General features: G+C 34.4%; 16 protein-coding genes. 2 read left to right on the top strand and 14 right to left on the bottom strand.

Features of this window, described 5'->3' with window-relative positions; genetic code table 11:
* Positions 1-5: 5 nt before the first annotated feature.
* The 4 genes from BUB95_RS13645 to BUB95_RS13630 form a co-directional block, all read right to left on the bottom strand.
* Positions 6-674 carry a YggS family pyridoxal phosphate-dependent enzyme gene (locus tag BUB95_RS13645; RefSeq protein WP_073087537.1) on the bottom strand — a complete coding sequence of 223 codons (669 nt, stop codon included), beginning with the start codon at positions 672-674 and terminating at the stop codon, positions 6-8.
* A gap of 9 nt (positions 675-683) precedes the next feature.
* On the bottom strand, positions 684-1,922 hold the full coding sequence (locus BUB95_RS13640) for a DUF1015 domain-containing protein (RefSeq protein WP_073087535.1): 1,239 nt from the start codon (positions 1,920-1,922) through the stop codon (positions 684-686).
* A gap of 9 nt (positions 1,923-1,931) precedes the next feature.
* Positions 1,932-2,822 (bottom strand): 3-hydroxyacyl-CoA dehydrogenase family protein, encoded by an 891-nt coding sequence (locus tag BUB95_RS13635; protein ID WP_073087533.1) that lies wholly within the window; start codon positions 2,820-2,822, stop codon positions 1,932-1,934.
* Positions 2,823-2,956: 134 nt separating this feature from the next.
* Complete coding sequence (locus tag BUB95_RS13630; protein ID WP_073087531.1) at positions 2,957-3,916, bottom strand: Gfo/Idh/MocA family protein; 960 nt, start codon at positions 3,914-3,916, stop codon at positions 2,957-2,959.
* 152 nt (positions 3,917-4,068) lie between these two features.
* On the opposite strand from BUB95_RS13630, the gene BUB95_RS13625 reads away from it, so the two are divergent.
* Positions 4,069-4,710: a protein-L-isoaspartate(D-aspartate) O-methyltransferase gene (locus BUB95_RS13625; RefSeq protein WP_073087529.1), complete on the top strand. Its 642-nt coding sequence runs from the start codon at positions 4,069-4,071 to the stop codon at positions 4,708-4,710.
* On the opposite strand, the gene BUB95_RS13620 is transcribed toward BUB95_RS13625, so the two are convergent.
* The 6 genes from BUB95_RS13620 to smpB all read right to left on the bottom strand — a co-directional run bounded on the left by BUB95_RS13620 (position 4,707) and on the right by smpB (position 10,973).
* On the bottom strand, positions 4,707-4,922 hold the full coding sequence (locus BUB95_RS13620; RefSeq protein ID WP_143185614.1) for a hypothetical protein: 216 nt from the start codon (positions 4,920-4,922) through the stop codon (positions 4,707-4,709). The two genes, BUB95_RS13625 and BUB95_RS13620, sit on opposite strands and share 4 nt — an antisense overlap.
* Positions 4,909-6,732 carry a Xaa-Pro dipeptidyl-peptidase gene (locus tag BUB95_RS13615; RefSeq protein ID WP_073087525.1) on the bottom strand — a complete coding sequence of 608 codons (1,824 nt, stop codon included), beginning with the start codon at positions 6,730-6,732 and terminating at the stop codon, positions 4,909-4,911. Before BUB95_RS13615 ends, BUB95_RS13620 begins: the two co-directional genes overlap by 14 nt.
* Before the next feature lie 244 nt (positions 6,733-6,976).
* Complete coding sequence (locus BUB95_RS13610; protein ID WP_073087523.1) at positions 6,977-7,501, bottom strand: hypothetical protein; 525 nt, start codon at positions 7,499-7,501, stop codon at positions 6,977-6,979.
* Positions 7,502-7,518: 17 nt separating this feature from the next.
* Positions 7,519-7,917: a hypothetical protein gene (locus BUB95_RS13605; RefSeq protein WP_073087521.1), complete on the bottom strand. Its 399-nt coding sequence runs from the start codon at positions 7,915-7,917 to the stop codon at positions 7,519-7,521.
* Between the two features lie 24 nt (positions 7,918-7,941).
* Positions 7,942-10,401 carry a DUF5686 and carboxypeptidase regulatory-like domain-containing protein gene (locus BUB95_RS13600; protein ID WP_073087519.1) on the bottom strand — a complete coding sequence of 820 codons (2,460 nt, stop codon included), beginning with the start codon at positions 10,399-10,401 and terminating at the stop codon, positions 7,942-7,944.
* A 113-nt stretch (positions 10,402-10,514) separates the two neighbouring features.
* Positions 10,515-10,973, bottom strand: coding sequence for an SsrA-binding protein SmpB (gene smpB, locus BUB95_RS13595; RefSeq protein WP_073087517.1), 459 nt, complete (start codon positions 10,971-10,973; stop codon positions 10,515-10,517).
* Between the two features lie 116 nt (positions 10,974-11,089).
* On the opposite strand from smpB, the gene BUB95_RS13590 reads away from it, so the two are divergent.
* Entirely contained in the window at positions 11,090-11,857 is a 768-nt protein-coding gene (locus tag BUB95_RS13590) for a DUF6503 family protein (protein ID WP_073087515.1), read from the top strand.
* On the opposite strand, the gene BUB95_RS13585 is transcribed toward BUB95_RS13590, so the two are convergent.
* The 4 genes from BUB95_RS13585 to BUB95_RS13570 form a co-directional block, all read right to left on the bottom strand.
* Entirely contained in the window at positions 11,843-12,730 is an 888-nt protein-coding gene (locus BUB95_RS13585; protein WP_073087513.1) for a histidine phosphatase family protein, read from the bottom strand. The genes BUB95_RS13590 and BUB95_RS13585 overlap by 15 nt on opposite strands.
* Before the next feature lie 79 nt (positions 12,731-12,809).
* Entirely contained in the window at positions 12,810-13,508 is a 699-nt protein-coding gene (gene deoD, locus BUB95_RS13580) for a purine-nucleoside phosphorylase (protein ID WP_073087511.1), read from the bottom strand.
* Between the two features lie 30 nt (positions 13,509-13,538).
* Positions 13,539-14,201 carry a deoxyribose-phosphate aldolase gene (gene deoC / locus BUB95_RS13575; RefSeq protein WP_073087509.1) on the bottom strand — a complete coding sequence of 221 codons (663 nt, stop codon included), beginning with the start codon at positions 14,199-14,201 and terminating at the stop codon, positions 13,539-13,541.
* A gap of 202 nt (positions 14,202-14,403) precedes the next feature.
* The gene (locus BUB95_RS13570) at positions 14,404-15,273 is read right to left on the bottom strand and encodes a TraB/GumN family protein (protein ID WP_073087639.1); all 870 of its coding nucleotides are present in this window, start codon (positions 15,271-15,273) and stop codon (positions 14,404-14,406) included.
* Positions 15,274-15,335 lie beyond the last annotated feature (62 nt).

Below are 15,335 nucleotides of genomic sequence, written 5' to 3'. Positions count from 1 at the left end.
AGCTGTTAATTGTAATTTCTAGCACCAAAAATACTGCTGCCAATACGCACCATATTACTACCGCAGTCAATAGCCAATTGGTAATCGCCGCTCATGCCCATGGATAGAATTGAAAGTTCGAAGTTTTTAGTTTTCAATTTTTTAAAATCATTATAATTAGATTTTAAGAATTCAAACTCTTCTTTGACTTGTATCATGTCATCTGTAAATGTAGCCATTCCCATAAGGCCAACTACTTTAATATTCTTAAATTCTGAGAACAATTGCGATTCTATTATAGATTTTGCATCTGTTATAGAAAGACCAAATTTACTATCTTCTTTAGCAATTTTTATTTGAAGTAAGCAATTAATTACGCGATTATGCTTTTGAGCTTGCTTATTAATTTCTTTGAGAAGTTTCAAACTATCTACGCCATGAATTAAATCTACAAACTCCGCCATATACTTTACCTTATTGGTCTGGACATGTCCAATCATGTGCCATTGAATATCCTTTGGCATAGTTTCCCATTTTTCTGCCATTTCTTGGATTTTATTTTCGCCAAAAACACGCTGACCAGCATCATAAGCTTCCATTAAATCACTGACAGGTTTGGTTTTAGAAACGGCAACAAGAATTACGTGTTTTGGAAGTTGGGATTTAATATTTTGAATGTTATTTTTAATACTCATGCTATATGTTTAAAACTCATAAATAGTAACACCACTTCTTAGTTTTGGCTCTATATAGGTACTTTTTGGCGGCATAGTTAGTCCTTCATCTGCAATGGCTTTCATCTGCTGTATTGTAGCAGGAACCATACCAAAACCTACTTTAAACGCATTGCTGTCCACAAGACTTTTAAGATTAACGATATCTTTTTTTCCACTGAGATAATCAATACGAGTATCGTTACGTAAATCGTTAATTCCTAAAATAGGACTTAATATGGTATCGTATAAGAGTTGTGCATCTAAATCATCTAATGATGTGTTAAATTCATAATTATTTTTTCGTAAATACAACGAATAAAATTCACCATCTAAGTACATGCTAAAATGATGTGCTTTTGAGGGTTTGTAAGGCATTATTCCTCTATTCTCTATGCGATAAATAGTATCTAATTGGATTAAAAATTCTTCCTTAGATAAGCCGTTTAAATCTTTAACAACTCGGTAAAACTCATGAAGCTTTAATTCGGATTCAGGGATTAAAAAACTCATAAAGTAATTATAAGTCTCTTCTCCATTATGGCTTTTATTCTCCGTTTTCAATTCGTTACATAATAAAGCTGAAGATGCTGAACGGTGGTGTCCGTCTGCAATATAAAGCGTGTCCATATTTTCAAATGCATCTGAAATAATCTTTACATCGTTAATATTATTTATTTCCCAGAGGTAATGTGTATCTCTATAAGTAGTAGTAAATTCAAATTCCGAACGTTGCTTTTGAATTTCTGTAATTATAGAAGTGATTTTATCATTATCCGGATAGGTGAGTAGTACAGGTTCCGCATTAAACCCTACTGTTTTTAGATAATCTTTAAATACAATCTCACGACTTTCAATCGTGTCTTCGTGTTTTTTTATAACATCATTTTTGTAATCTTCAACACTAGCAGCAGCGATGATACCATTAAATACTTGATGATCTCTATCTACAATTCTGTAGATGTAAAACGAAGGCAATTCATCTTTAACAAAAACGCCATCTTCCTTAAATTCCGAATAGCGGTTTTTTACCAATTGGTAACGTTCCTTACCAGATATCTCTTTATCGTATTTATAACCAGGATTAACAATATGCAAAAACGAATACGGATTATAATCTAATCTCGCCTCTCGCTCTGCTTGAGTATAACTTTGATAGGAACGCGATGCCACAAGACTAACTTTATCTCTTGTAGGGCGTACCGCTTTAAAAGGAAGAACTTTTGCCATGTTTTTGAATTACTTCAAAAATTGCTTCGCTACTTTTTCAGCCTTTCTGCTTTCAGAATAATCGTAGAAACCTTCTCCAGATTTTACACCTAATTTTCCAGCCATAACCATATTGACTAATAGTGGACAAGGTGCGTATTTAGGATTTTTAAAACCATCGTACATTACATTCAATATAGAAAGACATACGTCAAGACCAATAAAATCTGCTAATTGCAGTGGTCCCATAGGATGCGCCATTCCCAATTTCATTACGGTGTCTATTTCTGTTACACCTGCAACGCCGTTGTATAAAGTTTCAATAGCTTCGTTTAGCATTGGCATTAAAATACGATTGGCTACAAAACCAGGATAGTCGTTTACTTCTGTTGGTATTTTACCTAAAGTTTTTGACAATTCCATAATGGTATTAGTAACCTCGTCGCTAGTATTGTATCCACGTATGATTTCTACCAATTTCATAATTGGAACAGGGTTCATAAAGTGCATTCCAATAACCATTTCTGGTCGTGATGTCACAGCACCAATCTGCGTAATAGATATAGAAGATGTATTTGTTGCTAGTATTGTATCATCTGGACAAGCTTCATCTAATTCTCGGAAAATCTTAAGTTTTAAATCTAAGTTTTCTGTAGCAGCTTCAACCACCAAGCTAGCATATTCAACACCTTCAGTAATATTTGTAAAAGTGGTTATGTTTCCTAATGTTTCTGCCTTATCTGCTTCAGTGATTTTTTCTTTAGCTACCATGCGGTCTAAATTTTTCGCAATAGTATCCATGCCTCTTTTAAGAGAAGCTTCACTAATATCTATTAATTGTACTTTAAAACCAGATTGTGCAAAAGTATGGGCAATTCCGTTACCCATTGTTCCTGCTCCGATGATTGCTACGTTTTTCATAATAAAAAGCCCATCCTAACCTTCCCAGAGGGAAGGAATTCTTACTCGGGCGTGTAAGAATTTATTTATAATTTATTAAACTCTTTTAGCTCAACGCTTTAGTTCCCTTCCTTTGGAAGGGTTAGGGAAGGCTATTAAAACTGATTGATAATCATATTTGCTACGCGTAATGCTTCAGTACCATCATGAAGCGTTACAATAGGTTTTGTATTGTTATTGATTGCATCTGCAAATGTTTCTAACTCATCTAAAATGGCATTATTGTTAGAGATTTCAGGGTTATCAAAATAGATTTGTTTTTTTACACCTTCTGCATTTTGAAGAATCATATCAAAATCTCCAGGATTTTCTGGAGCGTCTTTCATTTTTACTACCTCACATTTCTTTTCTAAGAAATCTACAGATATATATGCATCTTTTTGAAAGAACCTCGTCTTACGCATGTTTTTTAGGGAAATACGGCTGGCAGTAAGATTAGCAACACATCCGTTCTTAAACTCAATTCGTGCATTGGCAATATCTGGAGTTTCAGAAACTACAGATACGCCGCTAGCCGAAATATGTTTTACTGGAGAATCTACAACACTTAGAATAATATCAATATCATGTATCATTAAATCCAAAACTACAGGCACGTCTGTTCCACGAGGATTAAACTCTGCTAAACGATGCGTTTCTATAAACATAGGATTTTTTATCTGGTCTTTTACACCAATAAAAGCTGGGTTAAAACGCTCTACATGACCGACTTGCCCTTTTACGCCATGTTCTGCAACTAAAGTTCGGATAGTTTCAGCTTCTTCAACAGTGTTAGTTATTGGTTTTTCAATAAAAATATGTTTCCCTTTGGAGATGGCTTTTTTAGCACAATCGTAATGACTTAGCGTAGGCGTTACGATATCTACAACATCTACGGCATCAATTAGTGCATCGATTGTATCGAAGTATTTGTATCCAAATTCTTCAACAACTTTTTTAGCATTTTCAGGATTGGCATCGTAAAAGCCAACAAGGTTATATTTATGAGATTGATTAAGTAGTCTTAGATGAATTTTTCCAAGGTGACCAGCACCAAGTACACCAGCATTTAGCATGTTTTTCAGTTTTTAACAAAAATAATCGTTTTCATTGAAAAATATGAAAATGAGTCTATAAAAAACTATTAATTATATAATGGTTTGAAGATTAAAATTATGTTGGAATTTGCTTTTGGTTGAATTATTTTAGCTGCAACTAAACTACAATTTTGAAAGATACATTTAAGCATAAAGGTATGCGCCAACAATTGGTTGAAATTCTAAAGAAAAAAGGAATTAAAGACCAAAATGTTTTAGCCGCTATAAATAAAATACCGAGACACTTGTTTATGGATTCGGGCTTTATAGACCATGCGTATCAAGATAAAGCGTTTCCTATTGCTGCAGACCAAACCATTTCTCAGCCATACACAGTGGCGTTTCAGTCTGAATTAATGCAAGTGAAGCGAGGCGATAAAGTTTTAGAAATAGGAACGGGTAGTGGTTACCAAACTGCTGTACTTTTAGAGCTAGGTGCAAAAGTGTATAGTATAGAGCGTCAGCAAGAGCTATTTAAAAAGACCTCTAAATTTTTGCCTAAGATTGGTTACCGTGCTAAGAAATTGATTTTTGGTGATGGTTACAAGGGGCTTGAAGAAGAAGCGCCTTTTAAAAGTATTATTGTCACCGCAGGTGCGCCTTTTGTACCTAATCCATTATTATCTCAATTAGAAATTGGAGGACGTTTAGTTATACCAGTAGGTGAGGATATACAAATAATGACCCTTTTCATTAGAAAAGGGCCAAAAGAATTTGAAAAGCATGAACTTGGTGAGTTTCGCTTTGTGCCGCTTTTAGAGGATAAGAATTAGTTTTTAAAATTCTCATCTACTTCTCCTTTGTTTTTGATGTATAATCCAATTGTTCTGCTTATTCCTATAATTAAAAAGCTGATAATTAAGTGCCACCAAAAACTTTTAGAGTTAATTTTTAAAATAAAAACGTATGTCCAATATGCAATTATTGGAAAGTAGGTTATAAAATTTCCTAAAATCTTTTTATCCATCAATTTATTCAGTTGCATTAATAAAAGCCTTTTTTCCACCAACAACAGGAAGGGTAATCGATGTTTTATCTAATTTAATATTCAATTCTGTTCCAGGCTTAGGGTGTAACGTAAATTCTGGGTCGCTACTAAAAATCATTAATGCAATTTGTTGTCCTTTTCTAATGATTTGGTCTTCTGGTTGCAAATCGAAGTTTACCGTGTAGAATTTACCAGGTTTTAAAGCTTCTTCATTAGTTAATGATTTGTAATTTTTAGGGTCTGCCCAACTGCGTGTGATTAAGTCATTGGTAATTTTACCATTTTCTAAAGGTAAAGACAATAAATACACAGAGAGATTAGCAGCCGATTTATTGCTAGAAAGCGTTACCCTCACTTTTGGTACTCCAGAAATATGTATATCCTCTTTCAGAGGAGAAGTGACATAGAGTAAGCGGTTTTGGGTGGTTTCGGCTTTAGCTAAATCTTTCCAATTAAAACTAACGTCGTCAATTAACGTTTCTGTCGCTTTGTTTCCTTTAGACGTTGTTAAGCCGCCTACTTTATTTCCACCTGAAGTTAAATTTAAAGTCACATCTTCAGCTTCAGGATTCGGATAATCTTTATATGCCGTTGGCTCATCTCGTCTATCATCTTCTCTTACTATATACGCTTTGTTTTCTTCAGTTTCTATACCATTATCAATACCATGTAAGTATTTTGTAAACCATTTATTCATCATAGAAACAGGTGGTGGCCCACCATGACCGTTTTGATGGTAATAAATCGCCGTTGGTAAGCCCATTTCTTTAGCTTTCATGTAGATACGGTAGCTGTGTTCTGGCATAACATTCCAATCGTTAAAACCGTGAGACATAAGCATAGCTGCTTTCATGTTTTTCATTTTTGGTAAATAATCACGATTGTACCAAAAATCATTCATGTCACCAGTTTGTCGGTCCATACCATTCATCATTTCCGTATCTCGCACGGTTTTGTTGTTGTAGGCGCGTTTGTCTTCATCTCCACTATGCACAAAATCGTAAAGTACATCGATATCTTCACCTAGATATCCGCCTGGAGAGCGTACCAAGCCATTTGAGCGGTAGTAGTGATAGTATGATGTATTCGGTGCAATTGGAATTATCACTTCTAAACCGTCTACACCAGTTGTTGCAGCCGCAAGAGGTAAAGTACCGTTGTATGAAGTTCCTGTCATTCCAACTTTACCAGTTGACCAATAGGCTTTTATTTCTTCGGTTCCGTTACGTTCTGTATAGCCTTTTCTCTTTCCAGTTAGCCATTGAATAACTGCCTTTGGAGCTAATTCTTCATTAAGTCCGCCAATAGTTGGTGCGCCATCGGAAAGTCCTGTTCCAGGTGAAGAAGAGTGTACTACGATATAACCTCTTGGTACCCATTTGTTGATATGTGAGTTTGAAATAATTGGGCGTTTTCCACGACGCTTTACTTCTGGATGAAAGCGTTCTTCTCCAATTTCTCCAAGTTCGTGTTTTACATTCCACATAGTTCCTGGAGCATCTGCAGCAACTCCGGCAAAATATGGGCTTGTTACATAGATAACAGGAAGTTGTAAACCTTCGGTTTCGGTTTGGTTAGGTCGTGTTACCGACACATGCATGCGGTCTAACTCGCCATCACCATCGGTGTCAAATTCGGTTTCTACCCATAAATCATGGCGTAACCAATCATTGGGATTGCTAAAGGCTTCAACGATTTGGGCCTCACCATCTTTAAAAACGGGTTTAGCTTTTTCTTGAGAAATAGATATAAATGAAACTGAAATGGCTAAAAGGAATAATGCTTTTGCCGAAAATGAATTGCGCATAAATACTAATTTGTGTTTTGAATGCTAAATATAAGTACTAAATTACAGATGTTAAATGACTTTAGGATTTTGTTATGCTGTTGAGTTGTTAAGGTGTTTAGTTGTGGAGACGCTGAGATATTAAGTTTTTTGTGATAAATAATAAATTTCAGTTTAAGTCATGTCGATACGCAGTCAGACATCACATCTTGAAAATCAAAATTATGTGATTTCTCCTATCGTCGAAATGACTAAAATTAAAAATTTAGTTTTTATTTAAATATTTAAAAGGAATCGGTGATGCTTCAGATTCTTGCATCCAGTATATGTTAATAATCCACCAGCGATTACCATCGTTAAGTAACTGAATGCTGTTAATACCTCGCATAAAAGGTTTAGTTTCACTTTTGCTTTTAAACGATTCGTAGGTACTAAATACTTGAGTGATGTTACCAAACGTATCTGTTTTTCTGCTAAGTTCTACCTCATGAAATCCATTTTCGAATAACCATTTCCCAGAAGTTTTTATGTAATCATCTGGTGTCATATAACGGGCAATAGTTTCGCCTTCTTTATTTTTTCCAGTAGGAATTAATTTCGCATTTGGGTGAAATAAATATTTGAATAATTCCCAATTGCGCTCAACACCTTTATCTCCAGAAATAACACTGTATAAGGTCTCGATTGTGCTATCTAGTGTTGCTACGTTTTTTGAGTAGTCAGGAGTTTCTGTTTCTTGGGAAAAGCTAAAAGCAAAAGCAAATAAAAATAAGACTGATAAGTGTTTCATTGTTTTGATTTTAAAATTTAAATGTTATGAATTCGACCTTTTAATTTTCTTCTATTGAAATCACTAACTCTAGTCTGGTCTTGCTTCTTAATTATACCGTAGGCAATAACAGGAATGAGCAAAAACCCACCAATTACATAAATGACATAATGATTTCTGCTTCCAGTGAAAATAGGATTAATAATGAAGAATAGTATAGGAGTACCTAAAAGAAAAATCAATCCAGCTCCGATTTGAGCAAGCTTAGATTCTTTGGTATATAGTTCATCCACATGAAAATTAGTTTCAGCATTACAATTTTTGCATTTAAGGATTCTGCTTTCTCCATCTCTCATAGCGAACTCAACTCTAGTATTCGTATTTGTAGAATAAGCAACCTCAGTTTCACATTTTTGACACTTTCCGTAAACTTTCATTCAAAATAAAATTTATACTTATAGTTAGAAAAATTTGAGTCCAAACACAAACGCATCACCTTGATAGCCGTTTTGGTAAGACCTAATATAATCAAATCGTAAAAAACGCCATTTGCCCCAACCTATATTATCAAGTCCTATTGAAAATTCTTGATATGGTTTGTTATCTGGAGTTGCTAGGTTATGCGCACCAACAACAAGGTTAAAGTTCAATTTATTCAATAGCGGAATTTTACCTAGGATAAAGCCATTAAAATCGTGTTCTGCATGCATTTCTAAGTAGCTATCGTTTGTGCTTAAGTCATAATATCCAAGATTATTAAAGACATTGGTGTAGCTTCCACGACGGCTAAAGTTTATTTGATTTCCATTAAAATGTTGAAAATCCATAAAGGCAATATCATCTGCATTAAAAAACTTTCCGCCTCTAATGTTATATCCAAAGCGCCCTTTATTTCCTATTGCAAACGATTGATAGAGGCGTGCTTTGATTTGATCAAAGTTGTAGTCGCTGTTTGTAGCACCAAATCCTTTTTCGTAACCTAAAACAAGTGTTGGGTATTTGTTATTAGAAATATTGAATTTACTATCTGGATAGCTTAAGTAATTCTGACCAAAATTGATTCTTGCTGAAAGATTAAACTTAAAGATATTATGATTTTCAAAAGGTGCAATACCAAATGCTGTATCATTTAACGGATTATTGCTTGTGTATGGTTTGTCACTATCTGGATAAAAAGTTTGGTCTGTAGTATTAAAAAGGGCATTTCGTCTTTCGTAGCTTAAATTTGAATTGATTCTAAAACCGTTGAATAACTCCTCAGAATAACCAGCTTGTATGAATTGACGTTCGTATAACTTCATATAATTTTCGTTGAACCCAAGTGAAGCAACGGTGTTTTCCGCATTAGAAATGGGGTTTGAAGGATTAAATTGGTTCACTGTAACTCCACCAGCTAGACTTACAAATGCACGGCTAACATTATTAAATTTGTAAGTTAAAACACCCGTAGCTCTTAATCTGTAGTCCGAAAAACCATAATTGAAATTTGCCGTTGCAGAGAAGTAGCGTCTAAATTCGTCATAGCTTTTTCTGTAAAAAACATTGGCATTTGCATTCCAACCTTGAACTGTATTAAAAGAGGACTCCGTAATTGGGATGTCAAAACCAAAGCTATAATCTTTATGAGAGTTTTGGTAGGTATACCCCAATAGGTTACCAAGCTTAAATTTATTCCGAACTCTATCTACAGAGTCTAGGTATGGTTTCGATTCTTTTACAAGCTGTATACTATCTTTTTTTATGTAATCTTTAGTTTCTTCGCTGGTTAGTGGTACTGGTCTAATGGTGTTCCAGAATAAGGAATCCTTTTTATTGGCTTCACTTTCAAAAGCTACCAATTCGCGTCCAAAATCTTTCTTGGTGAGAGGTAAATTAAATTCGTAATTACTGTAAACCGCTGTAAACCGTCCATCACCTTTAATACCAAACAAGCCATAACTAAAGTCAATACTTTGAGAAATTAGAGCCCAAATATCATCAGCCTCAGAATACGAAAAATTTTGTTTTAGTGTAATGATATCTGCAACAGGAATACGAGCTTGCTCACCTGTGATATCTAACTCTAAAGCGTATAAGGTCCATTGGTCTTCGACTATATATATGTAACCTGAAAAAATAGGGTCGTTCTCGCGCTTAGGCGTTACTTTTATTTTATTAATAAGGTTGCCGCGGTCATCATAGAAAACACCATCTAGATTGTAACGGTAGTATCCAAAGGCATTATTAGCAATAGGTGAGATAATTTCGTTACCCAAAGAAATAGTGTTGTTGTATAAGTTGAAATCTACATCTTGCGCATTATTGAAGCTAAAGCCATTATTATCGCCACTTACTTTAGACGCGGTTATCTTTTCTTTAAGACGGTCTGGTCTTAAATATTGAATCTTTGAAATAGTTTCGGATAAATAAAGAATACCACTACGCGTAGAATCTAAACCTTCAATTTCTACCTCTTGTCCAAAAAATTTCTCAGGCGCATCTTTTATTCGCATTAAACCACGGGAATAGAAATCTGCTTTAAAACTTTCTATCTTTTCAAGATTTTCTTTTCGTTTTGCAATGACTTGACGCATAATGATATTTGCTGGATTTTCTTCAGCATTAATAACCACTTCATCTAGAGATACGTTTTCTTCTTCTAGCGTAATATTTAGAGTAAAAGGTAATTCCGTAACATCTACTGTCTTTTTAACGGTTTTATAACCCAAATACTGAAACACTAGATTATAGCTTTTTTTTTCAGTAACATTTAGCTCGTAATAACCGGCATCATTGGTGGTTGTCCCTTTGTAGGTGTTTTCTATAAATACATTTACAAACGGAAGCGCTTGGTTTTTGTTATCAGTTATGTTCCCTTTGATTTGCGGGAAGGCTATTAATGAAATAAAAAAAAATAGAATTGAAAGTAGAGATTTTTGCATATTTTTTAATTGGTGGTTTGTTAGTATAGACGTACAGTTTGTAAAAATAGTTGCCTATGGTCAACCAAACATAGCTGAATTCTCTTCCAGGTAACGTTAGAAATTTCCTAAAGTTATCGGAAATTTTTCTTAATACGGTCTAGATTTCGCTTGTTGTCACGGTCTTTTATAGTCTCGCGCTTGTCGTAGAGTTTTTTACCTTTAGCTAGAGCGATGTCTAGTTTTGCAAGTCCTTTTTCATTTATAAACAAGCGTAACGGAATAATGGCATTTCCTTTAACGTTGACTTCGCGCTCTAATTTTTTAAGCTCGCGTTTGTTGAGTAATAGTTTTCGCTCCGCTTTGGGTTTGTGATTGTAGTAGTTCCCAAAAGCGTATTCTTCAATGGTCATATTAACCACGAAGAGTTCACCCTGCTCATTAAATTCACAAAAACTCTCAGCAATAGAAGCTTTACTGGCGCGGATAGATTTTATTTCCGTTCCTGTTAAAACAATTCCAGCAATATATTTATCCAGTATCTCGTACTGGAATTTTGCTTTTTTGTTGAGTATGTTAATCTTCTGTTGCATTAGGGACAAATTTAGTTTTAAAAGTTATAAGTGAAAAGTTATAATTAAAAAGTTTATTGCGTTTAATTATGTAATCATATCCCTAATTTTACGACTACAAAATTCAAATTTTGAAAATGAAATATTTACAGATTCTATTAATACTTGTATTGTTTTTTAACTGTAAGAATGAAAACTCTAAAGCTGAAACGGAAACTTTGACGGCTAATGAAATAATTGACAAATCAATTGAAGTTGCTGGAGGAGGGAAGTTTGATTCTTCGACGATTAAGTTTGTATTTAGAGACCATAGGTATACTGCTATACGGACTAAAGGAAAGTTTCGTTACACACGTTTTAAAGTTGATGAAAACAAAGATTCTATTTTAGATATTTTAAAGAACGAAGGTTTTAGGCGTTACACTAATATGAAACAAGTAAGAGTTTCTGACTCTATGATTGTGAAATATACAGCTTCAGTAAACTCCGTGCATTACTTCTCTGTTTTACCTCATGGCTTAAACGATAAAGCCGTTAATAAAAAGTTACTAGGCGAGGAGCAAATCAAAGAGAATAACTATTACAAAATTGAAGTAACGTTTAACCAAGAAGGTGGTGGCGAAGATTACGAAGATGTTTTTATCTATTGGATAAATAAATCGACTTTTAAACCAGATTATTTAGCGTATTCATACAATGAAGACGATGGTATAGGCATGCGTTTTCGTGAAGCTTTTAACGAGCGTTACGTCAATGGTTTGCGCTTTGTAGATTATAACAATTACAAGAGTGAAAATCCAGAAACTAAGCTCGAAGATTTAGCAAATGCTTTAGAAAGTAATCAACTAAAACTACTTTCCAAAATTGAATTAGAAAATGTTGAGGTTGATTTAATCGACTTGTAAAAGCATTGATGATTTGTCTCCGCTGGTAACGGTAACTATGTATAGACCGCCATTATTATCATCAGCCATCATATCGTATTTTTTATCGCCTAATAAACCATTTGCAAACATGGGTGTAGTATTGCTATGACCAACTATTAATACTTTTTTTCCTTTAGTATCTTTCATAAATTGTTTCATGTCTATATTGCGTGGGTCATAAAATTGTAATTCTAAACCAAGAGACTTTGCAGTTGGTAATGCGGTTTCTTTAGTGCGATTATAGTCTGTAGAATATACAGCATCAAACTTTACATCTTTAAGGACAGTAGCCCAATTTTCAGCACGTTTTAAACCTTTTTCTGTTAAATGAGGATTTCGGTTAGTTTTATCAGAGCGGTCTTTTTCCGAATGACGGATAAGGTAATAGGTGGTTGCAGTATCTTCTTTATATTCTTTTAAATACGGACCTTCCCAAATTACTTGTTCAATCATCCACTTACCATCATCTTTAGACAATAATATATAATCTATGCCCCAAGCTCCAGTGACTCTAGCAGCTGCAATATGATTAGCGATTTCTAAAACTTTAACACCGCGCATTTCTGTTTCGGTACGCGTCATACCTTGTTCTTTTATGCGTTGTGCTAAAGCTAAAGCCTTATTATAAGGCAACTCTTGGTAATAGTTGTAGTCTCCAGTTTCTTTGTCCTTTAAGTACCCAAACTTGTATAGTCTTGGTTTTAGAGCAGCTTTTAATTTAAGGGTGTCACCTTGGTAAAAGCCGTCTATGTAGTTATTTAAGGTAACTTCTATCTGAGCTTTATCTGATAAATCTTGGCTAAAGCTTATAAATGTGAATAGTAATAATAGAGAAGTAAAGATTGATTTCATGGTTATATTGAATGAAAGATTCCTTCAAATATAGTTTAGAAATTTTATGTGGAATTAAAAGCTTTGTTAAAAACGAGACTTAAGCGAGTTCTAAAGCAATTTCAATCATTTGCTTAAAGGTCGTTTCTCGCTCCTTGCTTGTAGTTCGTTCTCCAGAAACTAAAGAATCTGAAATGGTAAGAATCGCTAGAGCATTTACATTATGTTTGGCAGCAACAGTATAAAGTCCTGCGGCTTCCATTTCAACACAAAGTACACCAAATTTCGACCATTTTTTGTAGGACTCAATATCATCTTCGTAGAACTCATCCGATGATAGTACATTACCAGCTTTAATGGGAATATTTTTGTTTTTTGCAGCTTCAACAGCTTTTATAAATAAGCCAAAATCTGCCGTTGGGGCATAATCAGCACCACCAAAACGTAATTCATTTACTCCAGAAGTAGAAGATGCAGCCATGGCTAAAACAACGTCTCTCAGTTTTACATCTTTCTGATAAGAACCAGCGCTACCTACACGTATTAGGTTTTTCACACCAAACTCAGTAATTAATTCATTGGCATAGATAGAAATACTTGGTACTCCCATTCCAGTTCCCATCGTAGAAACGCGCTTTCCATTATAAGTTCCTGTATAGCCATACATGCCTCTAACTTCGTTGAAGCATACAGGATTTTCAAAAAAAGTTTCAGCTATCCATTTAGCTCTTAATGGGTCTCCTGGTAGTAAAATAGTTTCTGCGATATCACCCTTTTGGGCACCGATGTGTACACTCATAGGATAAAGTTAAACAAAGAATTGAAATACTTAGTAAGTAGAAGAAGAAACTTGGCCACTCATCATAGCAACACCAGCAGAAGCGCCAATACGGTCTACGCCAGCTTCGATATATTTAAGAGCTGTTTCTCGGTCTCTAATTCCGCCAGATGCTTTTATTTGTGCCTTACCTTTTAATGTCTTTTTTATGATTTTTACAGCCGTAAGTGTCGCGCCACTTTTAGAGAAACCAGTAGATGTTTTTACAAAATCTGCATTGGCATCTAAGCATATTTCACACGCTTTTACAATTTCGTTTTTAGAAAGTTCACTTATCTCAAGGATGACTTTTAATGGGATATTTCCGATGGCATTTTTTACTTCACTAATATCTTTTAAAACAGCAACATAGTTTCTACTTTTTAAGTAGCCAAGATTTATAACCATATCTATCTCTGTGGCGCCATCTTTGATAGCTTGTCTCGCTTCATAGACTTTCGCTGGAGTTGATGATGCTCCTAGTGGAAAACCGACTACCGTACAGATATTGACAGGTGTTTCTTTTAGAGCTTGTTTGGCTATAGCCACATAGCTGCTATTAACGCATACTGAATAGAAGTTGTAGGTTATGGCTTCATTACAAAGTTTTATGATTTCACGTTCGTTAGCCGTAGGCTTCAATAAGGTGTGGTCTATGTAAGTGTTTAATTCCATTGATTAGATTGAAAAATTATAACCCCCAAAAAATTGAGAGAAAATGTCTACAGGAAAATACCTGCTCTTAAAGTTGAATGGAATTAATTAGCTCGACAAAGTTAATAGTTTATCCGATAAAATGAAATTTTTGAAACGCTTTAACAGTGCATTTCGTCGAATATTTCTAAGATTTTAATCTTCGTATGTGGAATTTATCTTTTTATTCTACTGCCTCAACTGTATAACCTGCTTTCCGTAATAAATTAATTACTCCGTTTTTTCCTGCTAAATGCCCTGCACCAACACCAAAAAATGTTGGTTTTTCTTTAGCATACTCACCAATTTTTGGAATCCAATTTTTATTACGGTCATCTAAAAGTTTGTCTTGATATTTTGAAACCGAACCATAGTTTTCATCATTCATCATATCAACCATTGCGGTTATGTTTTCTTCTTTGTATACTTTCATCATTTTGGCGAACATACTTTTGTCATAAGCCAAATCATCTTTAGCAGAACGTACCAAGTCTTTAGCTTGTTCTTCATATGGGATTTCATCAAAAATATAAAGTTGGTCTTCAACAGTCTCTAAACCTTTAATCTCTTCGCCTTGCGCTTTGGCAACTTTCATGAGTTCTTCCTCAAAGGACATCATCGGGCAATCCATTAGCTTAGGATATAAAGCAGCTGTAAGAAAAAAAGGCTTCATAGTTTGCATCATAGTCACCGATACGCCCATATGCTTTTGTAACATAGCGTCAATAGCTTTGTAATCTTCTTCAGAAACTAAGTCTTTTAGTGTTTGTCCATCTTTCATATAGACACTTTGTAGCATTTTAGACTGTAAATCTCCTTCGTCCATATCTAGTTCAAGAACAATTTGTGAAGTTTCATCTAATGCTTTTTTTACATCAGACTCTAGAGTGGCATCACATGTAATATGAATTGTGCCGAAGAGATATGATGGGCTTTCAAGTCCATTTCCAGAGATTTTCCATAAGGTAGAATTTTCTAGTTGTTGCGCATTTGAAGTGAAAATAGATAAAAACGTAAGTAATAGCGTAGAGCAAAAAGCTTTAAAAAATTTCATAGCGTGTAGTAAATTTGTTTTGTTGATATGTAACAATTAGATTCAACTTGTTACAAATTATG

The organism is Winogradskyella jejuensis (assembly GCF_900129745.1).
In the GTDB taxonomy this organism is placed as follows: domain Bacteria; phylum Bacteroidota; class Bacteroidia; order Flavobacteriales; family Flavobacteriaceae; genus Winogradskyella; species Winogradskyella jejuensis.
Note: the sequence above shows the minus strand (reverse complement) of the source record. Positions and strands in the feature narration are given on the sequence as shown.

Excerpts from the sequence above, each read along its gene's own strand:
- BUB95_RS13645 (WP_073087537.1), bottom strand. The coding sequence starts at position 674 with ATGAGTATTAAAAATAACATTCAAAATATTAAATCCCAACTTCCAAAA.
- BUB95_RS13640 (WP_073087535.1), bottom strand. The coding sequence starts at position 1,922 with ATGGCAAAAGTTCTTCCTTTTAAAGCGGTACGCCCTACAAGAGATAAA.
- BUB95_RS13635 (WP_073087533.1), bottom strand. The coding sequence starts at position 2,822 with ATGAAAAACGTAGCAATCATCGGAGCAGGAACAATGGGTAACGGAATT.
- BUB95_RS13630 (WP_073087531.1), bottom strand. The coding sequence starts at position 3,916 with ATGCTAAATGCTGGTGTACTTGGTGCTGGTCACCTTGGAAAAATTCAT.
- BUB95_RS13620 (WP_143185614.1), bottom strand. The coding sequence starts at position 4,922 with ATGCAACTGAATAAATTGATGGATAAAAAGATTTTAGGAAATTTTATA.
- BUB95_RS13615 (WP_073087525.1), bottom strand. The coding sequence starts at position 6,732 with ATGCGCAATTCATTTTCGGCAAAAGCATTATTCCTTTTAGCCATTTCA.
- BUB95_RS13610 (WP_073087523.1), bottom strand. The coding sequence starts at position 7,501 with ATGAAACACTTATCAGTCTTATTTTTATTTGCTTTTGCTTTTAGCTTT.
- BUB95_RS13605 (WP_073087521.1), bottom strand. The coding sequence starts at position 7,917 with ATGAAAGTTTACGGAAAGTGTCAAAAATGTGAAACTGAGGTTGCTTAT.
- BUB95_RS13600 (WP_073087519.1), bottom strand. The coding sequence starts at position 10,401 with ATGCAAAAATCTCTACTTTCAATTCTATTTTTTTTTATTTCATTAATA.
- smpB (WP_073087517.1), bottom strand. The coding sequence starts at position 10,973 with ATGCAACAGAAGATTAACATACTCAACAAAAAAGCAAAATTCCAGTAC.
- BUB95_RS13590 (WP_073087515.1), top strand. The coding sequence starts at position 11,090 with ATGAAATATTTACAGATTCTATTAATACTTGTATTGTTTTTTAACTGT.
- BUB95_RS13585 (WP_073087513.1), bottom strand. The coding sequence starts at position 12,730 with ATGAAATCAATCTTTACTTCTCTATTATTACTATTCACATTTATAAGC.
- deoD (WP_073087511.1), bottom strand. The coding sequence starts at position 13,508 with ATGAGTGTACACATCGGTGCCCAAAAGGGTGATATCGCAGAAACTATT.
- deoC (WP_073087509.1), bottom strand. The coding sequence starts at position 14,201 with ATGGAATTAAACACTTACATAGACCACACCTTATTGAAGCCTACGGCT.
- BUB95_RS13570 (WP_073087639.1), bottom strand. The coding sequence starts at position 15,273 with ATGAAATTTTTTAAAGCTTTTTGCTCTACGCTATTACTTACGTTTTTA.